Annotated in this window: 16 protein-coding genes; 14 read left to right on the top strand and 2 right to left on the bottom strand. The window is 71.0% G+C overall.

Features of this window, described 5'->3' with window-relative positions:
• Positions 1-608: 608 nt before the first annotated feature.
• On the bottom strand, positions 609-1,139 hold the full coding sequence (locus O9Y01_RS21360; protein WP_269633672.1) for a hypothetical protein: 531 nt from the start codon (positions 1,137-1,139) through the stop codon (positions 609-611).
• A gap of 42 nt (positions 1,140-1,181) precedes the next feature.
• Positions 1,182-2,315 carry a JmjC domain-containing protein gene (locus O9Y01_RS21365; protein ID WP_269633674.1) on the bottom strand — a complete coding sequence of 378 codons (1,134 nt, stop codon included), beginning with the start codon at positions 2,313-2,315 and terminating at the stop codon, positions 1,182-1,184.
• A gap of 55 nt (positions 2,316-2,370) precedes the next feature.
• Between O9Y01_RS21365 and O9Y01_RS21370 the strand changes: the two genes are divergently transcribed.
• The 14 genes from O9Y01_RS21370 (at position 2,371) to O9Y01_RS21435 (ending at position 20,672) form a co-directional block, all read left to right on the top strand.
• The gene (locus tag O9Y01_RS21370; RefSeq protein WP_269633675.1) at positions 2,371-2,892 is read left to right on the top strand and encodes an FKBP-type peptidyl-prolyl cis-trans isomerase; all 522 of its coding nucleotides are present in this window, start codon (positions 2,371-2,373) and stop codon (positions 2,890-2,892) included.
• Between the two features lie 199 nt (positions 2,893-3,091).
• Complete coding sequence (locus O9Y01_RS21375; RefSeq protein WP_269633676.1) at positions 3,092-4,042, top strand: AfsR/SARP family transcriptional regulator; 951 nt, start codon at positions 3,092-3,094, stop codon at positions 4,040-4,042.
• 206 nt (positions 4,043-4,248) lie between these two features.
• On the top strand, positions 4,249-4,554 hold the full coding sequence (locus O9Y01_RS21380; protein ID WP_269633677.1) for a hypothetical protein: 306 nt from the start codon (positions 4,249-4,251) through the stop codon (positions 4,552-4,554).
• Between the two features lie 3 nt (positions 4,555-4,557).
• A complete protein-coding gene (locus O9Y01_RS21385) occupies positions 4,558-8,817 on the top strand; it encodes a trypsin-like peptidase domain-containing protein (RefSeq protein WP_269633678.1) in 4,260 nt (1,419 codons plus the stop codon).
• A 28-nt stretch (positions 8,818-8,845) separates the two neighbouring features.
• Positions 8,846-9,904: a hypothetical protein gene (locus tag O9Y01_RS21390; protein WP_269633679.1), complete on the top strand. Its 1,059-nt coding sequence runs from the start codon at positions 8,846-8,848 to the stop codon at positions 9,902-9,904.
• Complete coding sequence (locus O9Y01_RS21395) at positions 9,904-10,176, top strand: hypothetical protein (RefSeq protein ID WP_269633680.1); 273 nt, start codon at positions 9,904-9,906, stop codon at positions 10,174-10,176. Before O9Y01_RS21390 ends, O9Y01_RS21395 begins: the two co-directional genes overlap by 1 nt.
• Positions 10,173-11,003, top strand: coding sequence for a hypothetical protein (locus O9Y01_RS21400; protein WP_269633681.1), 831 nt, complete (start codon positions 10,173-10,175; stop codon positions 11,001-11,003). The genes O9Y01_RS21395 and O9Y01_RS21400 overlap by 4 nt, the downstream gene beginning before the upstream one ends.
• Positions 11,000-12,433 (top strand): S8 family peptidase, encoded by a 1,434-nt coding sequence (locus O9Y01_RS21405; protein WP_269633682.1) that lies wholly within the window; start codon positions 11,000-11,002, stop codon positions 12,431-12,433. The genes O9Y01_RS21400 and O9Y01_RS21405 overlap by 4 nt, the downstream gene beginning before the upstream one ends.
• Before the next feature lie 260 nt (positions 12,434-12,693).
• Positions 12,694-14,433, top strand: a complete 1,740-nt coding sequence (locus tag O9Y01_RS21410) for a hypothetical protein (protein ID WP_269633683.1) — start codon at positions 12,694-12,696, stop codon at positions 14,431-14,433.
• Between the two features lie 16 nt (positions 14,434-14,449).
• The gene (locus O9Y01_RS21415; RefSeq protein WP_269633684.1) at positions 14,450-15,505 is read left to right on the top strand and encodes a hypothetical protein; all 1,056 of its coding nucleotides are present in this window, start codon (positions 14,450-14,452) and stop codon (positions 15,503-15,505) included.
• 1 nt (position 15,506) lies between these two features.
• Positions 15,507-16,895 (top strand): hypothetical protein, encoded by a 1,389-nt coding sequence (locus O9Y01_RS21420; RefSeq protein WP_269633685.1) that lies wholly within the window; start codon positions 15,507-15,509, stop codon positions 16,893-16,895.
• Between the two features lie 10 nt (positions 16,896-16,905).
• Complete coding sequence (locus O9Y01_RS21425) at positions 16,906-18,240, top strand: hypothetical protein (RefSeq protein ID WP_269633686.1); 1,335 nt, start codon at positions 16,906-16,908, stop codon at positions 18,238-18,240.
• Positions 18,241-18,261: 21 nt separating this feature from the next.
• On the top strand, positions 18,262-19,203 hold the full coding sequence (locus tag O9Y01_RS21430) for a hypothetical protein (protein WP_269633687.1): 942 nt from the start codon (positions 18,262-18,264) through the stop codon (positions 19,201-19,203).
• A 2-nt stretch (positions 19,204-19,205) separates the two neighbouring features.
• Complete coding sequence (locus O9Y01_RS21435) at positions 19,206-20,672, top strand: hypothetical protein (protein ID WP_269633688.1); 1,467 nt, start codon at positions 19,206-19,208, stop codon at positions 20,670-20,672.
• The last annotated feature ends 55 nt before the right edge of the window (positions 20,673-20,727 follow it).

The raw sequence follows: 20,727 nt of genomic DNA on the forward strand, positions 1-20,727 counted from the left end.
GCTAGGCCAGCACGGAGTCATGGCCCTGAGAGTGGACGGCAACACCCTGAGAAGTGGCTCAGCATGCCCATGCAAGGCGAAGCAGCGACATTGCGCGTGGCTGCGCTGCGGGGGGTCAGGCCTTGCGCCCGAAGCCCGGAGAAAACGTCCAGGCAAGAAAAAACCGCCGGCCTTGCGGCACGGCGGTTTTTCCTGAACCGGGGATCCGATTACTTGCTGGCGGCAGCCGAAGCGGCGTCAGCAGCGGCAGGAGCCGAAGCGTCAGCGGCGGGAGCCGAAGCAGCTTCCGAAGCAGCAGGAGCCGGGGCAGCGGCAGGAGCCGGGGCAGCAGCGGGAGCAGCTTCTTCAGCCTTCTTGCCGCAAGCGGTCAGGGCAGCAGCAGCCAGCAGGGAAGCCAACAGGATCGACTTATTCATACTTGTCCTCAAGATCTATTAGACGAAGATTCAATTACCGGTAATTCTTCGAGCCGGCCACAAAACGATTGCGTCCAGGACACCAACGTCCGAAACGACTCCGCCCATGAGCAACTCGGCAGAACAAGACGTGGAAACCTCGAGCGCTTCCCTCGCCTAGCCAGAAATTATAGCGTCAGCTTTCGGCGCTAGTTAAAGTCCCAAAGTACTGGCGGCAAAGGATTCTTCTGAACGTTGCGAGACCGCATCAAACCATTCGAGCGCGGCGCCATGCGCACTGGCATCGCTTTCAAGCACCGCCCGCCCCTGCCGTGCATCGATCAGCCGCCACATCTGCGGCACCCGTCCCAGCAGCAGAGCCACCGGGCGGCGATGGTCAACCGGGCCTTCGTCGCTGAGCTGGCGAGCCTCCACCACATGGCCGTAGATCTGGCGCCATTGCACGAAACGCGGATGGCGGCGGGCCATGGCCTGGTAGTCGCGCGCCAGCAGGCGCAGGCGCCGCCGCGGCCCCACCCACTGGCGCAGGGCCTCCAGCAGCTGGGGGTTCGAGAGCGGCCAGTGCTGGAAGTCCGCATCGAAGCAGCAGATCTGGGGCGCGCCGTCGCGGCAGGCCTGCAGCAGCTGCTCCAGCAGGGCCGCCTCGACGGCGGCCTGCCCCTCGATCAGCACGGACGGCGCTGCCGTGCCGGGATCGGGGCGGTCCTTTGAGGCGTCGTCCATGGGCTGCTCCTTCAGGTCATTGGGCCGGGCGGTTCCTGGGGCTCAGGCCGGGTCGCTCGCGGGCTGCACCCAGCCGTCCTCGGCCCATTGGTCCAGCAGCTCACGCGCGCCCGCCGACAGCTGGGCCACCTCGCGGGCGCTGAGCGCGCGCTGGTCGGCCAGCCGGCGCATCAGTTTGGCATCACGGCCACCAGCGCGGTAGGACTCGCCGTTGATGAAGACATGGGCCGCGTCATACATCATGCGGCTGCGCCGGTCCAGCAGCGCCGCGGCGCCCTCGGGCAGGGCGTCGCCCATCTCGAAGAAGACCTTGGGCTTGGGCTCGGTGAGGGCCTCGCCCAGCGCGCGCTCCAGGGCCAGCGGCTCGCGCAGGGCGCGTTCGCAGGCATCGCGGGAGAAGTCCAGCAGCTGCTGGGGGATGGCGCCCGGGCTTTCGGTGGCCGGCTGCTTCGGATCCGCGTACATCTTGTTGGCATAGGCCTGGGACTCGTCGTCCATCAGGCGCTGCAGCAGCTCGCGGGCCAGCTCGGCGCGCCAGGGAGTGCGGAAGCCCACCGAGCAGGTCATGCATTCGCCGATGGCAATGCCGTCGTGCGCCCAGCCTGGCGGCAGGTAGAGCATGTCCCCGGGCTCGAGGGTGAACTCCTGCTCGGGCTCGAAGTCCGCCAGCAACTTGACCGGCACGTCCGGACGCAGCGCGCCCGTCGTCGCATGGCCCTGGCGGCCGATGCGCCAGTGGCGCTTGCCATGGACCTGGATCAGGAAGACGTCATAGGAATCGAAATGCGGGCCCACGCCGCCGCCGTCGGTGGCGTAGGAGATCATCAGGTCGTCCAGGCGCGCCTCGGGCACGAAGCGGAACTTCGCCAGCAGCTCGTGCGCGGCCTGCACATGCAGGTCCAGGCCTTGCACCAGCAGCGTCCAGCCCGGCTTGCTCCAGGGCGGCAGCTTGGCCACGGGGCCCTGCTTGAGGGCCCACTTGCCCTGGAACTGCGAGACCAGGCGGGACTCCACGTCCTCGCTGGCGGCCAGCGCGGCGAGCTCGCTGCGAGTGGCAGGCGGCTGGATGCCCGGCAGGGCCTGGCGCACCAGCAGGGGCTTGCGCTGCCAGTATTTGCGCATGAATTGGTCCGGGCTCTGGTCGCCCAGCAGCGGGGTCTTGAGGCTTGTGTTCATCCGGCCATTGTCGCCGCGCGGCGGACCGGGTCTATTGCCGTGGGACAATCGTGCCATGCAAATCACCGCCCCCTGCGTCGTCTCCCTGAGCTGGAGACTGGAAGATGCCCAAGGCCAGCTGATCGATGAACTGGCCGAACCGCTGGAGTTCTTCTTCGGCGGCGACGACCTCTTTGCCAAGGTCGAGGAAGCCATTGCCGGCCAGGAAGCCGGCTTCGAGGCCAGCGTGGCTCTGGATCCGGAACATGCCTTCGGCGACTACGACGCCAAGCTCGTCTGCTTCGAGGCCCGCAGCGTGATGCCCGAGAACGTCGACGTCGGCATGCAGTTCGAAGGCATGCCTGAAGGCGCCGCCACCGAGGACATGCCGCAGGAGCTGATCTACACCGTCACCGAGGTCTACCCGGAGCACGTGGTGCTGGACGGCAATCACCCCCTGGCCGGCGTGGGCTTGCGCATGCACCTGCGTGTGCGCGACGTCCGTGAGGCCACCGAGGAAGAGATCGAGGCCGGCTCCGTCGGCGAAGCGGTCTTCAGCATCGTCAACGGCGCGCCTCCCGGGGAAGCGCTGCACTGAGGCCCACCGCCTCGCCAAGCCGGGCTGCCTTGTGCAGCCCTTTTTGCTTTCAGGGCGGCAGTCGGACCGTCTTGAAAATCCCTAACTTCGACCCTGCAAGTTCTGACAGTAGGGAGCTGCTCAACTGAGCAGTTGTGCAAAGATCGCCAGCCCAGCGGTTCTCACGCGCGCCAGCGCAGGCAGGCGCCACCGGAGCGATATGGACGTTCAGCTACGCCTGGAACTGTTCGGCGCCTACAGCGTCAGCCTGCACACCGGCCACTGGGCCCCGCAGCGAAGCCTCGCCCTCAGCGGGCGCCTGGGCGGCCTGCTGGCCCTGCTCGCCCTGGGCCGGGGCCAGGCCCTGAACCGCGGCGAGCTGTGCCGCGAGCTGTGGGGCGCCGGGCCGGAATCGGCCAGCCCCGCCTGCTTCAACACCCTGCTGTGGCGCCTGCGCCGGGCCCTGGAGCAGCCGCCCCTGGCCAGCGGCGCCATCATCGAGACCGACCGCCAGGGCGGCGTGCGCATCGCCCGCCATGTGCAGGTGCAGTCCGATCTGGAACGCTATCTGGCCTTGGTCGAGAAGCCCCTGGCCAAGCCGGTGGAGCAGCTGGAGGCGGGGGACGTGTGCGCCCTGCGCGAGGCCGTGCAGCTCTACCGTGGGGACGTGCTGGCCGGCTACCAGGACGACTGGGCGCTGCGCCTGCGCGAGCGTCACCGGCGCATGCAGCTGGGCGCCCTGGCACGGCTGATGCACCTCAGCAGCCTGCAGGGCCAGTGGCAGGACGCCATCCAGCACGGCGAGGCCATGCTGGACATGGACGCCCTGCGCGAGGACATCCACCGCGAGCTCATGCGCTGCCACCTGGCCGCCGGCCAGCGCGCCCTGGCCCTGACCCAGTTCGAGCGCTGCCGTGCCGCGCTGAAGCGCGAGCTGGCCATCGCCCCCATGGTCGAGACCCTGGCGCTTTACCAGGAGATCGCCCGCGAGGCCACCCGGCCCGCGAGCGCCGATGCCGCCCTGCCTCCGCCCACCACGGTCTTCCCGCCGAGCGAGCGCGCCATGAACCTCCAGCCCATGCTGCCCTGGACCGAAGCCCTGGTGCAGGCCCGCTGGCACCTGGCCCAGGCCGACGCCCACCTGCAGACGCAGCTGGACTTCGGCCACTGAGCCCGCCTCCCTCCTCCCCCGCTTCCCTCCTCCCCCGCACCCCCCTGGCTCACCGCCTGAGCCTGCAGCCCCAGCCCGGGGCCGCAGCGCGTGGCCGCGCCCGCCAGCCTCATCGCGCCGATCACTGGCCCATCACAGCCCTCACCCTGCCTTGTGATGGCCGTGTGATGGCGCCGTGATGCGGCGGTGATGAGCCGGGTCGCAAGATGAGCTCGCCCACATTGCGCCCCTACCAGCGCCCCAACGCCATGGCCTTGATCAACGACCGCAGCGCCGCCTTCATCGTGAGGGTGTGGTGCGAGCACGGCGATCAACCGGCGCGTGGCGTGCGTGACTGGCGGGGGTCCATCGAGCATGTCGAGAGCGGCGAGCGGGCCTTCTTCCGTGAGCTGAACGCAGTGCCCAGCTTCATGGACCGGCACCTGCGAACCCTCGGCATCGAGGCCCCCAACCGATTCTGGGAGCAAGTCTTCGACGAGGACGAGCCCCCCGAGCAGCGACCCAAGGAGTGAGCGATGCCACGCATTCAGGCCAATCGAGACCAGGTGGATGACCGCTTCAGCGTGCTGGGCTTCACCATCCGCACGGAGAGTCCCTTGTTCGAAGTGGCCGTGGCCACCGACCCCGCCCTGTTCCGCGCGGACGCCCGCGGCCGGCGCGGCCGGCGCAACTTCTACTCCAGCCGGGCCCAGGGCGTGCTGCGCGCGCGCCGCGGCGAGGCCGTCTACCTCCTGCCCCAGGACGTGCTGGCCAACTTCGTGGGCCAGCCCAAGCTCTACTTCGGCCTGGCCACCTACAAGGACGGCACGCCGCAGCAGCCGGACTTTGTGCAGCTGCCGCAGAGCGGGAACATGTACGTCTCCCTCAGCGGCCTGAGCGAGCGCGGCCTGCGCCGGTCCGTCGGGGCCTTCAACGGCAGCTCCTACGGCCAGGCCGCCACGGGCCGCGACCCCAGCCTCGAATGGGGCGGGGACAGCACGGCCGCTCGCCCGGCCACCGCGCCTGCGCCGGCCGCGGCCCCGAGCGCCGCACGCCCCGCTGCAGCGAATGGCGCGGCCGCCCCTGCCGGCACCGCCACCCCGGTCGCCGCCGGCCTGGACTATGACGACGGCTTCGGCCCCTTCCCCGCCGCGCAGTCGGACGAAGGCGTGCAGGCCTACCGCCAGAAGGACACCGGCGAGCAGCCCGCCAGCCAGTCCCCCGACACCCAGGCCATGGACATCCCCCTGGACCCGGGCGCCGGCGGCCGCTCCATCGGCCTGGATGCGCTGCAGGCCGGCGACATCATCGTCAGCACGACGCGGGCCTGGGTCTCGCGGGCCATCCGGCTGGGCACGCTGTCGCCGGTCAGCCATGTGATGCTGTACCTGGGCGGCGGCCGAGTCATCGAGGCCGTGGGCTCGGGCGTGCGCGAGGTGCAGCTTGAAGCGGCCATCGCCGACGCCATCCTGGCCGTGGCCTACCGCGTGCCCAATCTCTCGGCCGCCCAGCGCGACCGCGTGCTGCGCGAGGCCCGCCAGTTCAAGGACCAGCCCTACAACTACCCTGGCATCGTGCAACGCGGCGTGGCCATCGTGGCGCCGGTGACGGGCGCGGTGGTCGATGCCATCAGCCGCCTGCTGAGCGTGCCGCGCCAGCAGGCGCATGCCGTCTACTGCTCGCAGCTGGTGCTGGAGGCCTACCAGCGTGCCGGCATCACCCTGCTGAGCAGCCCGGCCTCGCAGAGCACGCCCGAGGCCGTCGCCCGCTTCGCGCAGGGCCGCCTGGGCTATGTGGGCCATCTCAAGGCCGAGGATGTGCCCCTGGGCATCCAGTTCGCGCTGGACGAGGACAGCCCTGAGGCCGGCGCGCCCTATGCCGCACAGAAGCCAGAGCAGCGAACGGAGCAGGCCGTCCAGCCCCAGAGCTGGGTCGAGCCCCAGGAGGTGCTGCTCAAGGCCTACAACGGCACCCTGGGCGACCAGATCCGCCTCTTCGCCGACACCGTGCGCTGGATCGCCGGCGTGGACGACACCCACGCACTGCCCCACAGCGCCATCTGCCAGGTGCTCTGCTACAACGGCGAGCGCATGATCGGCAAGGCCACGGCCTTCTTCATCGCGCAGCGCCTGCTGCTGACCAATGCGCACGTGGTGAACGGCTGCACCAAGCTCGTCATCATCCCCGGCAAGGTGGGCGATGGCGCGGGCAGCGAGCCCTTCGGCCGTTTCGAGACCACGACCTGGCGCGCCCACCCCAGCTACAGCCGCGGCAGCCGCGACTTCGACTTCGCCGTGGTCCTGGCCCCGCGCAATGCGCCCGGCGGCTTCCTCTCGCCCGTCGAGGAGCTGACCCAGAGCCGGCCCGAGGGCGTGGCCGTCTGCGGCTACTCGGCCCGCTCGCGGCGCGACGACCCGGTCGGCACCATCGTCAACGCCGTGCTCAACCCCGACAAGCAGCACGTGCACCGCGGCTATGTGCGCGAGATCACCGACGAGGTCATGCACTACGACGTGCAGGAGCTCGCCGGCTCCAGCGGCTCGCCGGTCTACTGGATCGAGGGCGGCGCCTTCCCGCGGGTGCATGTGGTGGGCGTCAACGCCGGCCCGCGTGACGGCACCACCAACTCCGGCGTGCGACTCACCCGCGCCAAGGTGCAGTGGATCCGCGACCGCGCCCGCGACATGGGAGTCAGCGTGAGCTTTGAGGCGGAAGGCGGCGAGGAGCCCAACCACGTCAGCGAGGCCCAGTCCGCCGAGGCGCTGATCATCGACAGCGACGACGTCACCCGCCTGCAGCGCCATCTGCCCGCCTGGCGCGACCTCTACACCTGGACCGCGCCCGGCAGCCTCACGGCGCCGCTGGCGGCCCGCAACATGCGCATCCAGCGCTTTGCCGACGCCCACGGCGCGCTGAACCTGGACCGCTACGAGGTACGCATCAGCCGCCTGCCCAGCGGGGCGACGCCGGAATCGCTGGTGGCGGAGATCCGCAAGAACATCAACCAGTACGTCGACACCCGCAACTCGGAATTCATCCCCTACGACGCCAGCGACGCCACGCTGTGGAGCTCCAACAGCCCCTTCGGCGCGGTGCTGAAGATCGACATCCTGGGCCCCGACAACGCCAGCGTGGTCTGCAGCCTGGCCGAGGCCCGCCGCTGGCGCTTCACCACCATCCATGCGCCGTGGTCCGGCGACCATCCGGTCAGCGGGCACCGTGAATTCGGCATCCGGCCGGACGGCGACGGCTTCATCTTCTTCACCCGCGCCGCGGACCGCGCCACCGACGGCATCGCCGAGACCGTGGTCTGGGCCGGCGCCAACCACCTGTGGCAGAGCCTGCAGCGCAAGGTCACGGACTACGTCAACAGCCATGGCGGCGCGGCCAGCATCCTGCCTCACTTCAGCGAGCGCTTCCACCCGCGGGTGGCGGCCATCCTGGCTCAGGAGGTGATCGAGGCCCAGAGCCTGGCGGCCCAGGAACCTGTGGCCGCGGCTCAGCCCCAGCGCGAGCTGCACCTGGCCCCGCCCCCGGCCCCGCAGATGCAGCAGCCCCTGGGCTGGGACGAGGCGCAGGCCGCACCGGCCGCGGCCGTCGAGATCGCCAGCGCCATCGCCGGAGCCGCCATGGAGCGCCTCAGCAGCAACCAGGGCGACATCAACGTCGAGCTGGACCAGCTGCGCGGCCTCAAGCATCCCAATGACCAGGCGCCCGCGAACCCCGCGCCCTTCCAGGACGCGCCCGTGATCCGCCTGACCGGCTGGCCCAAGGTCAGCAACTACCTGGGCGACGAGATCTCCGCCGGCTTCGAGATCCGCTGGCAGTTCAACGGCCGTTCGCTGGGCAATGTGCAGATCGCGCTGTCGCGCAGCAACGACGCCGTGGGCTGGGGCCTGCAGGTGCACGCCCGCATCATGGACGACGCCATCGTCTACCCGCGCCAGTCGCCCAGCTTCGCGGCCATCCGCGTGCGCTTCGACTACCGCTTCACCCGCGCCGTCGGTTCCGACGTGCTGGCCCACCAGGAGGTCCACCTCTTCGGCAATGGCCGCCACAACATCAGCGGTGAATGGACGCAGGCCAGCACCTTCAGCCTGGCCGTGGAGGAAGAGGATCCGCGCCTGCTGCAGGCGCAGATGCCGGCCCAGGAGCTCAGCGGCGCCCTGGCCTTCACGGCCCGCACCGCCACCCCCACGGCCCCCTCGCAGACCCTGCGCAACGCCCTGGGCGCGACCAGCGGCATGCGCAAGGCCCTGCTGGAGGTGGCGGCCCGCGAGCTGGGCGTGCGCGAGGAAGCCAACCCCCGCGCCGGCGAATCGGGCCAGGACCCCACCATCAATTCCGACAGCGAAGGCCGCATCGTGATGTACCTGCAGGAATGCGGGGTGGGCGCCGCGCAAGGCCAGGCCAACCCGGCCTACTGCGCCGCCTTCGCCACCACCATGCTGCGTCAGGCCGGCTACCGCGGCGTCAACGGCAGCGCCAGCGCCTCGCGGCTGCGCCAGCAGTTCGAGAGCGCCGGCAAGTTCCAGCTGCTGGACGCCAGCCGGCCCTACGACCCCGCCCGCGACTACCGCGCGCAGCCCGGCGACCTCTACTTCAAGGGCGCCCACGGCCACGAGACGCATGTGGGCATCGTGGTGGCCGTGGAGGACAACGGCACCCTGCACACCATCGAGGGCAACACCTGGGGCGCGGGCGGGCCGGCGCAGTCAGGCGTCATGGAACGCACCATCCGGCCCAGCCACGGCCAGCAGCGCGCCGCCATCGCCGGCTTCGGCGTGCTGAGCTGAAGCCCCGACCACGAGACCCATCCCGCCCATGGCCATGGACCCGCATCCGCAGTTCGCCAGCGCCCCGGCGCCCACCGTCGGCTTCGACGAGGGGGTACAGGCCCTGGGCGGCCTGCCGGGCATGCTGCCCGGGCTCAGCGGCAACGCCGTGCCTGCCCCGAGGCAAGCCCTGACCCCCAGCCCGGCGCCCGCCTCGCCCTCGCCCCCGCCCAAGCCGCCCGCCACCGAGACCCTGGCCCAGCGCACCGGCAACCTGATCAACGAGGTCGACTTTCCCGGCTTCGTGGCCCAGCTGGTCAACGGCACCTTCGACGCCATCGTCGACGCCTCCATCCGCCAGATGGAGAGCTATGCCGAGCTGGTGGCCGCGGTGGCCAAGACCACGGAGCAGTTCACCGAGGAGAACGTCAGCGCCAACCAGGCGCGCGACTGGGTGGCCCAGCAGTACGGTGCCGACGTGGCCGTGCTCCTGCCCCGCGGCAGCGACGACCAGCTGCGCCAACCCATGCTGGTGCCGCGCGGCGAGGGCCACAGCCCGGCCTGGCTCGCAAACTACGGCGTGGGCGACCAGGAGCTCAGCAGCGAGCTGCTGGAGAGCGTGGTCCTGCCCCAGGCCCGCGCCCAGCTGGGCCGCGAGCGCCAGCAGCTGCTGGCCACGCTGGTGATGATGGGCCTCAACCGCGTGGCGGTGAAGGACGGCTCCATCAGCGCCAAGGTCATGTTCCGCGCCGTGGCCAACGACAAGGCCACGGTGCAGTACGCGCAGGGCGCCGACCCCGGCAGCGCCACCGGGAGCAGCTGGGGCAGCCGAGGCTCGCTGGCGGCGTCCTCGGGCGTGTCGACCATGGTCAGCACGCTCAACCTCAACGCCCAGAGCGACACCAGCCTCAGCGCGACCATGTTCGGCGAGGTCAAGCTGAACTTCGTCTCCGAGACCCTGCCGCTGGACAAGATGGCCGATGCGATGAAGCTGGCCATGGTCCAGCGCCATGCGGCCCTGGGCCCGCGCGCCGCGGCGCCCCTGCCCGCTGCCACGCCCGTCGCGCCCGCTGTACCGGCCGCCCCGACTGAACCCGGGAGGTCCTGATGCTGCGGGCCCTCTCCACCGTGATCGACGAGCTGCAGACCGCCATGGCACCGCTGCTGCATGAGGCGCTGGCGCCCGCCGGCGTGGCCCGCATCCGGCTGGCCGAGGCGCAGTTCGACCTGCCCCTGGACCTGGCCCTGGTCTTTGCCGACGGTGGCCCCTGCCTGCTGGCCGAGCTGCCGCGTTCCAGCAGCGACGGCCACTGGCATGTCGACCGATCGCGCCTGCGCTTCGTGCTGCGCGCCGAGCTGGAAGAGGAGGTGTCGCCATGAGCGGCAGGGACGAGGCCCCGCAGGTCAGCCAGCTCTCCGGCGTGGGCGACCTGGGCGTGCCCTTCGACGTCTTCATCCAGGCGCTGACTCTGCAGCTGGACAAGGCCCAGGCCGCCATGGCCCTCAAGGCCCGCGTGGGCAAGCTGCCGCTGACCTTTGCCGTGAAGGACGTGCAGCTGGACCTGCGCGCCTTCGTGCGCATGGTCGAGGACGACGTCTGGGTGCGCCCTGCCGGCCCGGGCGAGGCCGAGGCCAGCAGCATCAAGCTGGCGCTGACCACGGTCACCAAGCCCATGATCGACGAGAACGCCGTCAGCTACGAGGCCCACGATGCCAAGCTGGATCTGAAGGAAGCGCTGGGCGAGCGCATCAGCACCGAGGAACAGCGGCAGCTGGAACGCATCGGCGTGCACACCATCCAGCAGCTGCAGGAGCTCAAGAAGTCCGCCGGGGCCGATGTGGTCGCGCGCCTGGCCCGCATGCCGGTGAACCGCCTGCAGCAGGCCATGATGGCCGCCACCGCGCCGCGGGTGCAGCGGGTGGACAGCGCGCCCGCCGTCGGCGACGAGGGCGGCTCGCGCTCGCGCGTCACCCTCAGCACGCCTTCACTCAAGAGCGGGCGGCTGCCCCAGGTGCGGGTCAATGGCCAGCGGCTGCCGGTGCGCCAGGCCGAGGCCATGGCCCTGGAGCTGAGCGTCGACCCCGAGCACATGGGTCAGGAAGCCGAGATCGACTTCGGCGACGGCGAGACCGCCCGCCTGCGCCTCAGCGCCGGTGCCATGGGCAGCTGGCACGAGGCCGAAGCCACCGCCAAGGAGCAGCCATGATGGCCCTGCCCTCCGACTGGCCCAACCAGCTGCCGCGCCGCCTGCTGCTGACCCTGCGCCTGGGCGAGATGCCCGAGCATGTGCCCGCCTGGCGCGCCTGCCAGCGCCACGGCGTGCCCTTCGGCGAGCACCTGGACGGCGGTCCCATCGACCGCCTGCTGTCCCACTTCGGCGGCGGCATGCGCCTGGCTCGCGTGCACAGCGCGCGCACCGGCCGCGAGCAGGCGCCCTCGCGCGTGGGCGCCCGGCGCTTCGATGACATCGAGCAGCTCAGCGGCGTGGCCCGCGTGCTGCGCATCGAGCTGCAGCAGGGCGATCGCCTGCCCGAGTTGATGACGGCCCTGGCCCAGCTGCCCACGGTGGAGCATGCGCGGCCCGAGCGCCTCGTCGACATGGGGCTGGACGGCAGCGCCGTGCATCCCTCCCCGCTGCCCGCCGCCGTGCCGCAGGCGGCCAGCGTCGACATGCAGGAGGCCTGGGCCGCGCGCGACCTGATCCGCCTGACTGAGGCCCTGGCCTATGCACCGGGCGACCCGACCGTGATCATGGGCCTGGCCGACACCGGCGTGGTGATGGACCACCCCGCCCTGCACCGCGCCCTGCGCCCCGGCTTCGACACCGTGGACCTGCAGGCCAGCGCCGGCGGCCCCGAGCTGGTGGGCGACGACGCCGGCGCGGACGCCGACCCGCAGGACGAAGTCGGCCACGGCACCGGCTGCGCCGGCATCGTCTGCGCCGACAGCCCCGACCTGCCCCCGGGCGCGGCGGGCCGGTGCCAGGTCTTGCCTGCCCGGGTGCTGGGCGCCGCGCTGAAGGGCCAGCGGCGCGTGGGCATCGGCTCCGTGGCCAATATCGATGCGGGCATGAAGCGCCTGATCGACCTGGGCGTGAAGGTCATCAACATGAGCTTCGGCACCGCCTCCTCCCAGCTGAGCCCGGACGAGCCGCCGCCCCACAGCGAGGTGGTGCGCTATGCCCTGGCGCGCGGCGTGATCCTGGTGGCGGCCAGCGGCAACTCCGGCCTCACCGAGCCCTTCTACCCCGCCGCCCTGCCCGGCGTGATCGCCGTGGGCGCGGTGGACCTGCAGGGCAAGCCCGCCCGCTTCTCCACCCGCGGCGATCACGTGGCGCTCAGCGCGCCCGGCCAGGGCATCTGGACCTGCGGCCTGAACGGCTGGCAGCGCGCCAACGGCACCAGCTTCGCGGCGCCCTTCGTGTCGGCCGTCTGCGCGCTGATGGCGGCGCGGGCCGAGGCCCGGGCCTGCCCCATCGACCCCGAGATGACCCGCCAGCTGCTCGTGCAGAGCAGCCGGCCCCATGCCCAGGCCGGCGAGTCCGGCATGGGCCGCGGCGTGCTCGACGCCCTGGCCGCCCTGCGCGCCCTGGACGACTGGCTGGACCGCCACGACGGCCTGCAGGCCGACGACTGACCCTGTGCATGACCGAGTGACAAGGAGCCCCCATGGCCAGCCAAAACCCCAAGAAGACAGCGCAGCGCAAGGCGGCCCCACCGGTCGCTGCGGCGCCTCGCGCCCCGCGCAAGAAGACGAGCGCCGCCGCTGCAGCGCCGCCACCCCCCACCCGCAAGGCCAGCGCCCCGGCGCGGGCCCGTCCCTCCCGTGCGGGCCTCGCCGCACCCAAAGCCACCGCCCCCGCTGCGGCAGCCAACACCCAAACAGGAGCCACCCAAATGAACCGCATCCTCTTCATCGACCTGGCCGAACGTGACCGCAACCGCCGCGCCGAGATCCGCGTGCGCATCGCCAACCTGGAGCGCATCGAGAACACCAAGGCCCGCTCCGGCGGCCTGGGCCCGGACCTGAAGAAGGAACTCGACGACCTGCGTGCCCAGCTCGCCGACCGCGACACCACCGACGAGCTCTACCGCGGCGTGGCCGAGCAGGTCTCGGGCAAGCCCTGGGCGGTGCTGTCGCAGACCGGGCAGACCGACTACGTGATGCGCTACGGCTTCATGGGCAGCCAGTACGGCGTGCAGCCCAATGACCTGGGCGTGGAGGAGAAGGAGATCCTGGCCGTCTGCGGCTTGCTGCTGCTGGACGGCATCCAGGGTCCGGACAACCTGAACTTCGTCTCCAAGGTCACCATCGCACGCGGCGAGTTCGAGCAGAACCGCGCCCTGTTCATGGCCGCCTTCAACCGCTTCACCACGCGCCATGAGGTGACGCTCAAGTCGCAGATCGAGAAGGGCTACGTGGACCCGGAGGCGCCCGGCTTCATCAGCGGCCGCAGCAGCACCAGCAGCACGAAGGGCAGCAGCTACCTGGTGCCGGACCCGGACGACACCGTGTACGCCGTCTCCGCCAACAGCCTGGCCTCCATCGTGCGCCGCATCCGCGACGAGGGCATCTCCCCCAACGATCCCTGGCTCACCAGCCGCATGGACAACGCCTTCAACCTGCTGACCGGCATGGTGGAAGGCGCGCCGCCCTCGGCCCTGGAGATCATGCTGCCCGACCTGGAAGAGGCCGTGGACGTGGAGATCCAGAAGGAGAACCTCCAGGCCTCGCAGGCCATCTACTTCGCCTACCAGCTGGAGGAGATGCGCATGTTCCAGGTGGTGGACAAGATCGTGGACCTCTTCCGCGGCGGCCTGCTGCCCCTGGGCAAGGGCACGGTGGGCGACAAGCTCTTCAAGTACTTCAAGACCAGCACCGAGCGCATCACCGAGGCCGAGCGCCGCGAGCTCTACTACCGCATGTTCGGCGCGCCCGGCGGCAACCCCAATGCCGGCGACCCCAACCGCGACTTCAACGAGCTGTGGCTGCGCTTCGTCTCGGCCGTGTCCAGCTTCGCCCGCCAGATCTCGGTGGAGCGGCTGCTGCGCAACAACGTGCCCATGGCCGTCAGCCAGGAGCAGGTGCGCAAGGCCGCGCGCGACCTGGGCGCCAACCTCTCGCGCAACGGCTACGGCATCGCCTACTTCGCCGCGACCGAGCTGCAGAACACCATCATCAACTTCCGCGACATCCTGCAGGACCCCGACCTGCGCTCGGCCTTCGGCGCCCGCGACATGTGGCAGGTGATCGACATGGTCAACGTCAACTACCTGGGCGGCGCCAAGAACACGCACCGCTTCCGCACGCAGTCGCGCGCCGGGGCCATCATCATTCGCTGGATCTCGGAGAACATCCAGCGCCTGGCCAATATCTCGGGCCCGGTGCTCTCCATCGACGAGATCTCCAACCCGCAGATGCGCATCTCCAGCGGCGCCAACCCCACGCTCAAGCCCACGGACTGGGACCTGGTCAATGCCTGCGAGCAATGGCTGGCGGTGATGGGTGTGCAGGAGCAGAGCGTGGAGCACTACTCGCAGTCCATCGAGGCCCCGGCGATGACCAGCCGGCCCATCGACATGCCCCAGGCCGCGCGCGATGTGCTGGCCTCCGTGGGCGTGAACCTGCCGGTCTGAGCCCAGGAGGCTTGTCATGACGCAACCGATGTTCAAGCACGTGGCGCAGTCGCTGGCGGTGGCCTCGCGCCGCCTCGGCGTCAGCGATCCCATGGACTACGTGGGCCCCATGCTGCAGCGCAGCTTCGCCCGACCCGAGAACGACCTGGCCTATGCCAACAACGCGCTGACGCCCGGCGCCGTGCCCTACGAGCCCTCCTTCTCGGAGAGCGAGCCGCGCATGCTGCGCTTCACCATCTCGCCGCTGGAGCCCGAGGCCAGCCCCATGGCCCGGCGGGACGAAGCCACGCGCGAGCTGCGCCGCCTGGTCTACCCCATCTTCGGCCGCGATGCCCTGCGCTGGTTCGACGAGCGCAGCGAGGCCTGGCGGGGCATGTCGGGTCTCTCGTGGATGAACTTCGGCGCCTGGTTCGGCAGCGCCTTCGACGAGGACGGCCTCTACGCCGCCAAGATCTACTACGAGCTCAACCCGCAGCAGATCGAGGCCCTGAGCCCCGGCCTCTCGCGCCTCACGCGGCGGGTGATGGCGCTGTACCCGCGGCTCATGCCCATCTTCACCAGCATCGGCTGCAAGCGCGATGCGGGCTCGCAGCGCGTGACCTTCATGCACCGCGGGCCGCTGGTGCTGTCCGAGCTGGGATCGCTGATGAGCGAGCTGGGCCTGGCCCAGCGCCTGCCCTCGCTGATGCGCGCCGTGGGCGTGGCCCTGGGCGGGCGCTTCGAGCTGCCGCACGGCTCGGCCCTGCTGGGCCTGCGCGAGACGCCCGAGGGCGTAGAGCTCAAGCTGGAGATCCTGCTCTCCGCCCTGCCCGACCTCCCCACAGGCTTCGTCGACCTGGTGCGCCTGGGCCTGGCCGAGCGCCCGCGCCAGCTGGTGGCCCTGGAGCGCTGGCTGCAGGCCTTCGGCGTGGACGATGCGCGCGAGCAGGGCCATTTCTCGGTGCTGTCCGTGCGGGTCACGCCGCGCAGCGACGCCCGCATCAGCCTCTATGTGCGCCCCATCGAGTTCGAGCTGCGCGACCAGATGAACGAGCGCGCATCCGCCGGTCACGTCCTGAGCCCCGAGGTGTGAGATGAGTGCACTGCCCGCCCCCAGCCCTTCGCCCGCCACGCCGCCCGTCAGCCGCGAGACCCTGCAGGCGACGCGCAGCTCCGTCCGCGCCCTGCTGGAGCAGAGCCCGGCCTACACCCGCCTGGCGCCGGACACCCAGCGCCAGCTGGCGCATGACCTGGTCCAGGTGGGCGCCTTCCTGGCCGAGCCGGGCATCAAGGTCGACCCTCAGCAGGCCGCGCCCGAGGTGCAGTCCCTGGCCGCGGGCGGCCTGCTGGGCTTCGGTGCGCTGAACAACCAGGCCAATGCGCGCGGCAGCACCAGCGGCGTCAAGGACGTGGAGGCGGACGATGCCCCGGCCTTCGGCGCCGCCGTGCGCACGGGCGTGGAGCAGGCCGTGGCCATGATCAAGGGGGTGAACTTCCCCGGCTTCGTCAGCGGCCTGATCAACGGCGTCTTCCACAGCATCGTCACGAGCAGCATCGAGCAGATGGAGGCCTACGCCAAGCTGGTGGCCGACGTCTCCAAGAGCCTCAACCAGTTCCGCGACGAGAACACCACGGCCAACCAGGGCCGCGACAACCTCATCGAGCGCTTCCCCGACCTCTTCCAGCTGCAGGAGCCCGGCCAGGGCGACTTCAGCTTCGGCGATGCGCCCGCCACCGGCCCGCGCGTGACCCTGCGCGAAGGCGTGGAGGAGAAGGACGCCATCGCCCGCATCAACGGCAGCGGCCTGCCCCTGGCCCAGCCCCTGCAGCGCATCGACGACAACCTCATCGAGGCCCTGCTCGTGCCCGCCGCGCGCACCACCATCGCCACCGGCCGCCAGCAGCTGCTGGCCACCATGGTCATGATGGGCATGCAGCGCATCGTGGTGACGGACGGCAAGATCTCCGCCAAGGTGCTCTTCGACTTCCAGGCCCGCGACAACCGCCGCTTCCAGAAGAGCGCCGTCAAGTACGACTACGCGACGGACATGTACGGCAACGTCCAGAAGACCCACAGCGGCGAAGGCCAGTGGGACTACAAGAAGGAAGGCGGCAGCGAGACCCGCAGCGACACCGGCGTGCTGACTGGCAAGACGGACGCCAGCACCTACTCGAACGGCTCCTACAAATACAACGAGGCGCCCGTCGTCACGCTCATGAGCACCAGCCAGCTGCGTGACGACTCCTCGCTGCAGACCAAGGCCAGCCTGGCCGGCCATGTGGAGGTCAACTTCAAGAGCGACTATCTGCCGCTGGAGAAGATGGCCGACCCGGCCGCCATCGCCGCCATCCAGATGAACTCGCAGCCCGGCATGGTCAAGACGATGGCTGCGCGGCCGGTCACCACCACGCCGGGCGCGGCGGCACCCGCTGCAGCGCCGGCCGCCGGCACGCCGGCCCCTGCCCCCGCACCCGCCGCCTGAGGACGCCGCCATGCCAAGCACCGCGCTCACGTCCGCCGCCTCGGGCACTTCGGCGGCCCCGCACGACTGGCTGGACGATGCCACCCTGGCCACCGTGCGCCCCCAGGTGCGCGCCCTGCTGGCCCAGAGCGAGGGCTTCCGGGCCCTGCCGCCCGAGCAGCAGCGCGAGATCGCCCAGACCATGGTGCGCGTGGCCTCCTTCATGGCCAATCCCCAGGGCCTGGCGCGCGAGGAGTTCGAGAACCCCGTGGTGCGCAAGGACGGTGGCTCAGTCGATGAGCCAGCGCGGCTGCCCCGCAGCGAGGCGGCCTCCGCCGAGGCCCTGGCCGGCGGCGTCGATGCGGCGAAGAACAAGGCCTCCGAGAAGGTGGGCACCTTCGCCGGCGCCGACTTCAAGGCCGGCGCCCTCCAGCAGGGCACCGAGCAGTTCAAGAACCTGATCAATTCGGTGGACTTCCCCGCCTTCGTCGGCGGCCTGATCCAGAACGTGTTCCAGGCCATCGTCAACGCCAGCATCCAGCAGATGCAGGCCTATGGCGAGCTGCTCAAGTCCGTGGCGCAGACCGTGGACCAGTTCGCCCAGGACAACATCAGCCTGGACCAGGCGCGCGGCTGGCTCAGCGACAAGTTCCCCGACGCGCTGCGCGTCGGGCGAGGCGAGCAGGAGGACGGCGGCACCGGCCAGCGACTGCAGCTGCGCAACGAGGACAACGAAGGGGCGCTGGCCCGCATCAACCAGGAGCTGCAGCTGCTCAAGCCCGTCACCGACCTCTCGGACGAGGAGCAGGAGGCCCGGCTCGTGGCCGCCGCCCGCGTGCAGATGGCGCGCTCGCGCCAGCAGCTGCTGGCCTCGATGACGCTGCTGGGCATCAACCGCATCGTGATCACCGACGGCGCCATCAACGCCAAGGTGGTGTTCGACTTCCGCGCCAGCGACCAGGCCCTGCGCAAGGCCAAGGCCGGGCTCTCGGACCGCGAGCACATGCACAACACCAACATCTCCGGCGCGGCGGGCGGCTTCTTCGGCTGGGGCGCTGCCACCATGAACCGCAACGACTACGACCACATGACCACGGTCCAGTCCTCGGTGGATGAGAGCAGCGAGTCCAAGGCCTCGCTGAAGGCCAAGCTGACCGGCGAGGTGCGCGTCAACTTCAAGAGCGACTACTTCCCCATGGAGAAGCTCGCCACGCCGGGCATGCTGGCCTCCATCCAAGGCAATGCCACGCCCTTCGACCCGAACCCGCCGCGGCCTGCCGCCCCGGCTGCACCGGGGACGACGCCCGCGCCGGCCGGCAATGCCGCCACCCCGGCCGGCCAGACGCCCCCGCGCATGGCCGCCTGAGTGCCGCCCCGGAGCATCGCCGTGAGCTGCGAGACCGCCCCCCATCCCGCCCACCATGCCGCCGCCGAGGCCCTCGCGGGCACCGAGGCCGCAGCGCCCGCCCCCGAGCCGGCGGTGCTGGCGCTGTCGGCCCTGCTGGACCAGGCCGAGGCCCTGCAGGCCGCGCACCTGCCGGGTCTGCGTCTGCTGGCCCAAGGCCTGGACCTCGGCGCCATCGACCTGCCCGAGCCCGCCCGCCCCACGCGTGCACCGGCCCAGCTGGGCGTGCTGGCCAGCCTCTACCTTGTGCAAGAGCTGGAGCCCATGATCCGCGCCAGCGAGCGCATTGCCGCGCTGTGGAGCAGCGGCGCCATCAGCGTGGCCCTGCCCAAGCTGGAGCCCCTGCTGAAGAAGCTGTGGAAGGAACGCCGCCAGCGGCTCTCGGGCGACGAGCGCCGCGCCCTGCTGGCCCAGGCCTTCGACCCGCAGGACTTCGAGCCCGCCCTGGCCCGCCTCTGCGATGCCATCGTGCCCCTGGCCGACAACGCCGGCCAGCACGATGTGCGCGAGGAAGTCGGCCTGCAGCATGCGGCCCAGGGCCTGCTGGAGATCGCTGCCAGCCGCCTCGAAGGCATGCTGCTGCAGGCGGCCGACGAGCTGCTGGGCCAGCTGCGAAGCGCCCTGCAGCTGCTGGGCGATCGCCAGCTGCAGACGGCCTTCGGTGTGCGCGACCTGCATGGCCTCGTACGCGCCGCCCTGGTCCATGAGCGAGACGTGCTGGGCGACCTGCGCCAGCGCTTCGACCGCGCCCGCGCGGGCAGCCAGGTGCTGATGTGGCTGGCTCAGGCGGCGAGCCAGGGCTTTGCCATCGCGCCCGCGGACCCGGCGCTGCAGACCCTCATCGCGGCGGCCGAGCGCTGGCGGCTTTCGGCCCGTGGAGAGCGCCCCGAGGTGGTCAACCTCGCCGTGCTGGAGGCCTTCTGAGCATGGAGGCCCTCAGCCCCGCCCGCCCCACGCAGGCCGTGCACGCGGCGGCCGCGCTGGGCCTGGAGGCCGACACCCCGCCGCCCTGGCTGCGCGCCGCCGTGCGCCAGCAGCTGGCCCACACCCAGGCCTATGCCGAGCTGCCACCCGAGCAGCGCCGGGACCTGGCGCAGGCCATGGTCAGGGTCTCCCACCTGGTGGCCCTGAGCCTGCAGGAGGAGCATGAGGCCGAGCAGGCCATACGCCGGCGCCAGCCCCGCGCGCAGCAGGCCGCGGTGCAGAGCCTCGAGGCCCAGCCCGACTTCGGCACCGCCACGCGCCAGATCGGCCAGACCACGCGGGACACGCTCAATGCCATCAGCTTCCCGCGCTTCGTGACCGACCTGCTCAACGGCGTCTTCCGCGCCATGAACGACTCCAACCAGACCCAGCTGCAGCAGTACCTGCAGCTGCTCAATGCGGTCTCCGGCTCGGCCCAGGGCTTCGAGCAGCTGGCCACGCACGAGACCCAGGCGCGCCAATGGCTGGTCGACCATTTCCCGGACCAGCTCGAGATGGACGCCCCCGAGGCCCCGGACCCCGAGGACCGCCCCGCGCCCGGCGAGACGCCCGACCCCGACGACGCCCCCGAGGTGCCCCGCCTGCGCCTGCGCCCCAATGCGCACATGCCCGAGCCGGACACGCTCCGCGCGGCTTTCGGGCTCGGCCCCAACGAGCCCGTGGAGGCGTCGAACCCGGAAGCCCTCGTGCCCTTCGCCCGGCGCCAGCTCGCGCGCCAGCGCCAGCAGATGCTCGCGACCATGGTGATGATGGGCATGAACCGCATCGTGATCGACGCCGGCAAGATCAACGCCGCCATGCGCTTCCACATCGACACCCGCAGCGCCGCCTCCCAGGACCGCGGCAGCCAGTTCGGCATGCAGAACCGCGTGAAGGCCGGCGGCAGCTTCGGCATCGGCGCCTGGGGCGCCAGCGCCGAGGTGGAGAACACCATCTCCTACGTCAACACCGAGCGCAGCCAGCGCACCGAGGAGATCAACACCGAGGCCGAGCTGAACTCCTCGGTGGAACTGCATTTCCATACCGATGCGGTGCCGCTGAACCGCCTGGCCGCGCAGGCGCAGGCGGACCGCATCCGCAATGCCAGCATCAACCCCAGCGCCGAGCTGGAGACCGCCCACCTCAATGCCCGCCAGCAGCGCCGCGAGGGCCAGCGCACGGGCGACGAGGCGCGCCGCACGAGCACGAACAGCGCTGTGGGCGGCGTGAGCCAGCCCAGCATGCGGGATGCGCCGCTGCCGGTGCCGGCGCCGGGGAGCACGGGTGGGACGGGAGGTGCCAGCGGTGGTGGTGGTGGCGGGGAGAGTGGGGGTACGGGCGGGGCGTCGGGTGCATCTGGCGCGTCGGGCGCATCGGGGGCATCTGGGGCCTCTGGCGCGAGCGGCGGCGGTGCTGCCACGCCGCCCTGACATCACGGAGGGCGTTTGTCTGGCCCCACATGCAGGGCCTTTCCGTTGCAGCGCG

Source organism: Pelomonas sp. BJYL3 (genome assembly GCF_027257975.1).
Classification (GTDB): Bacteria; Pseudomonadota; Gammaproteobacteria; order Burkholderiales; family Burkholderiaceae_C; genus Roseateles_B; species Roseateles_B flavus.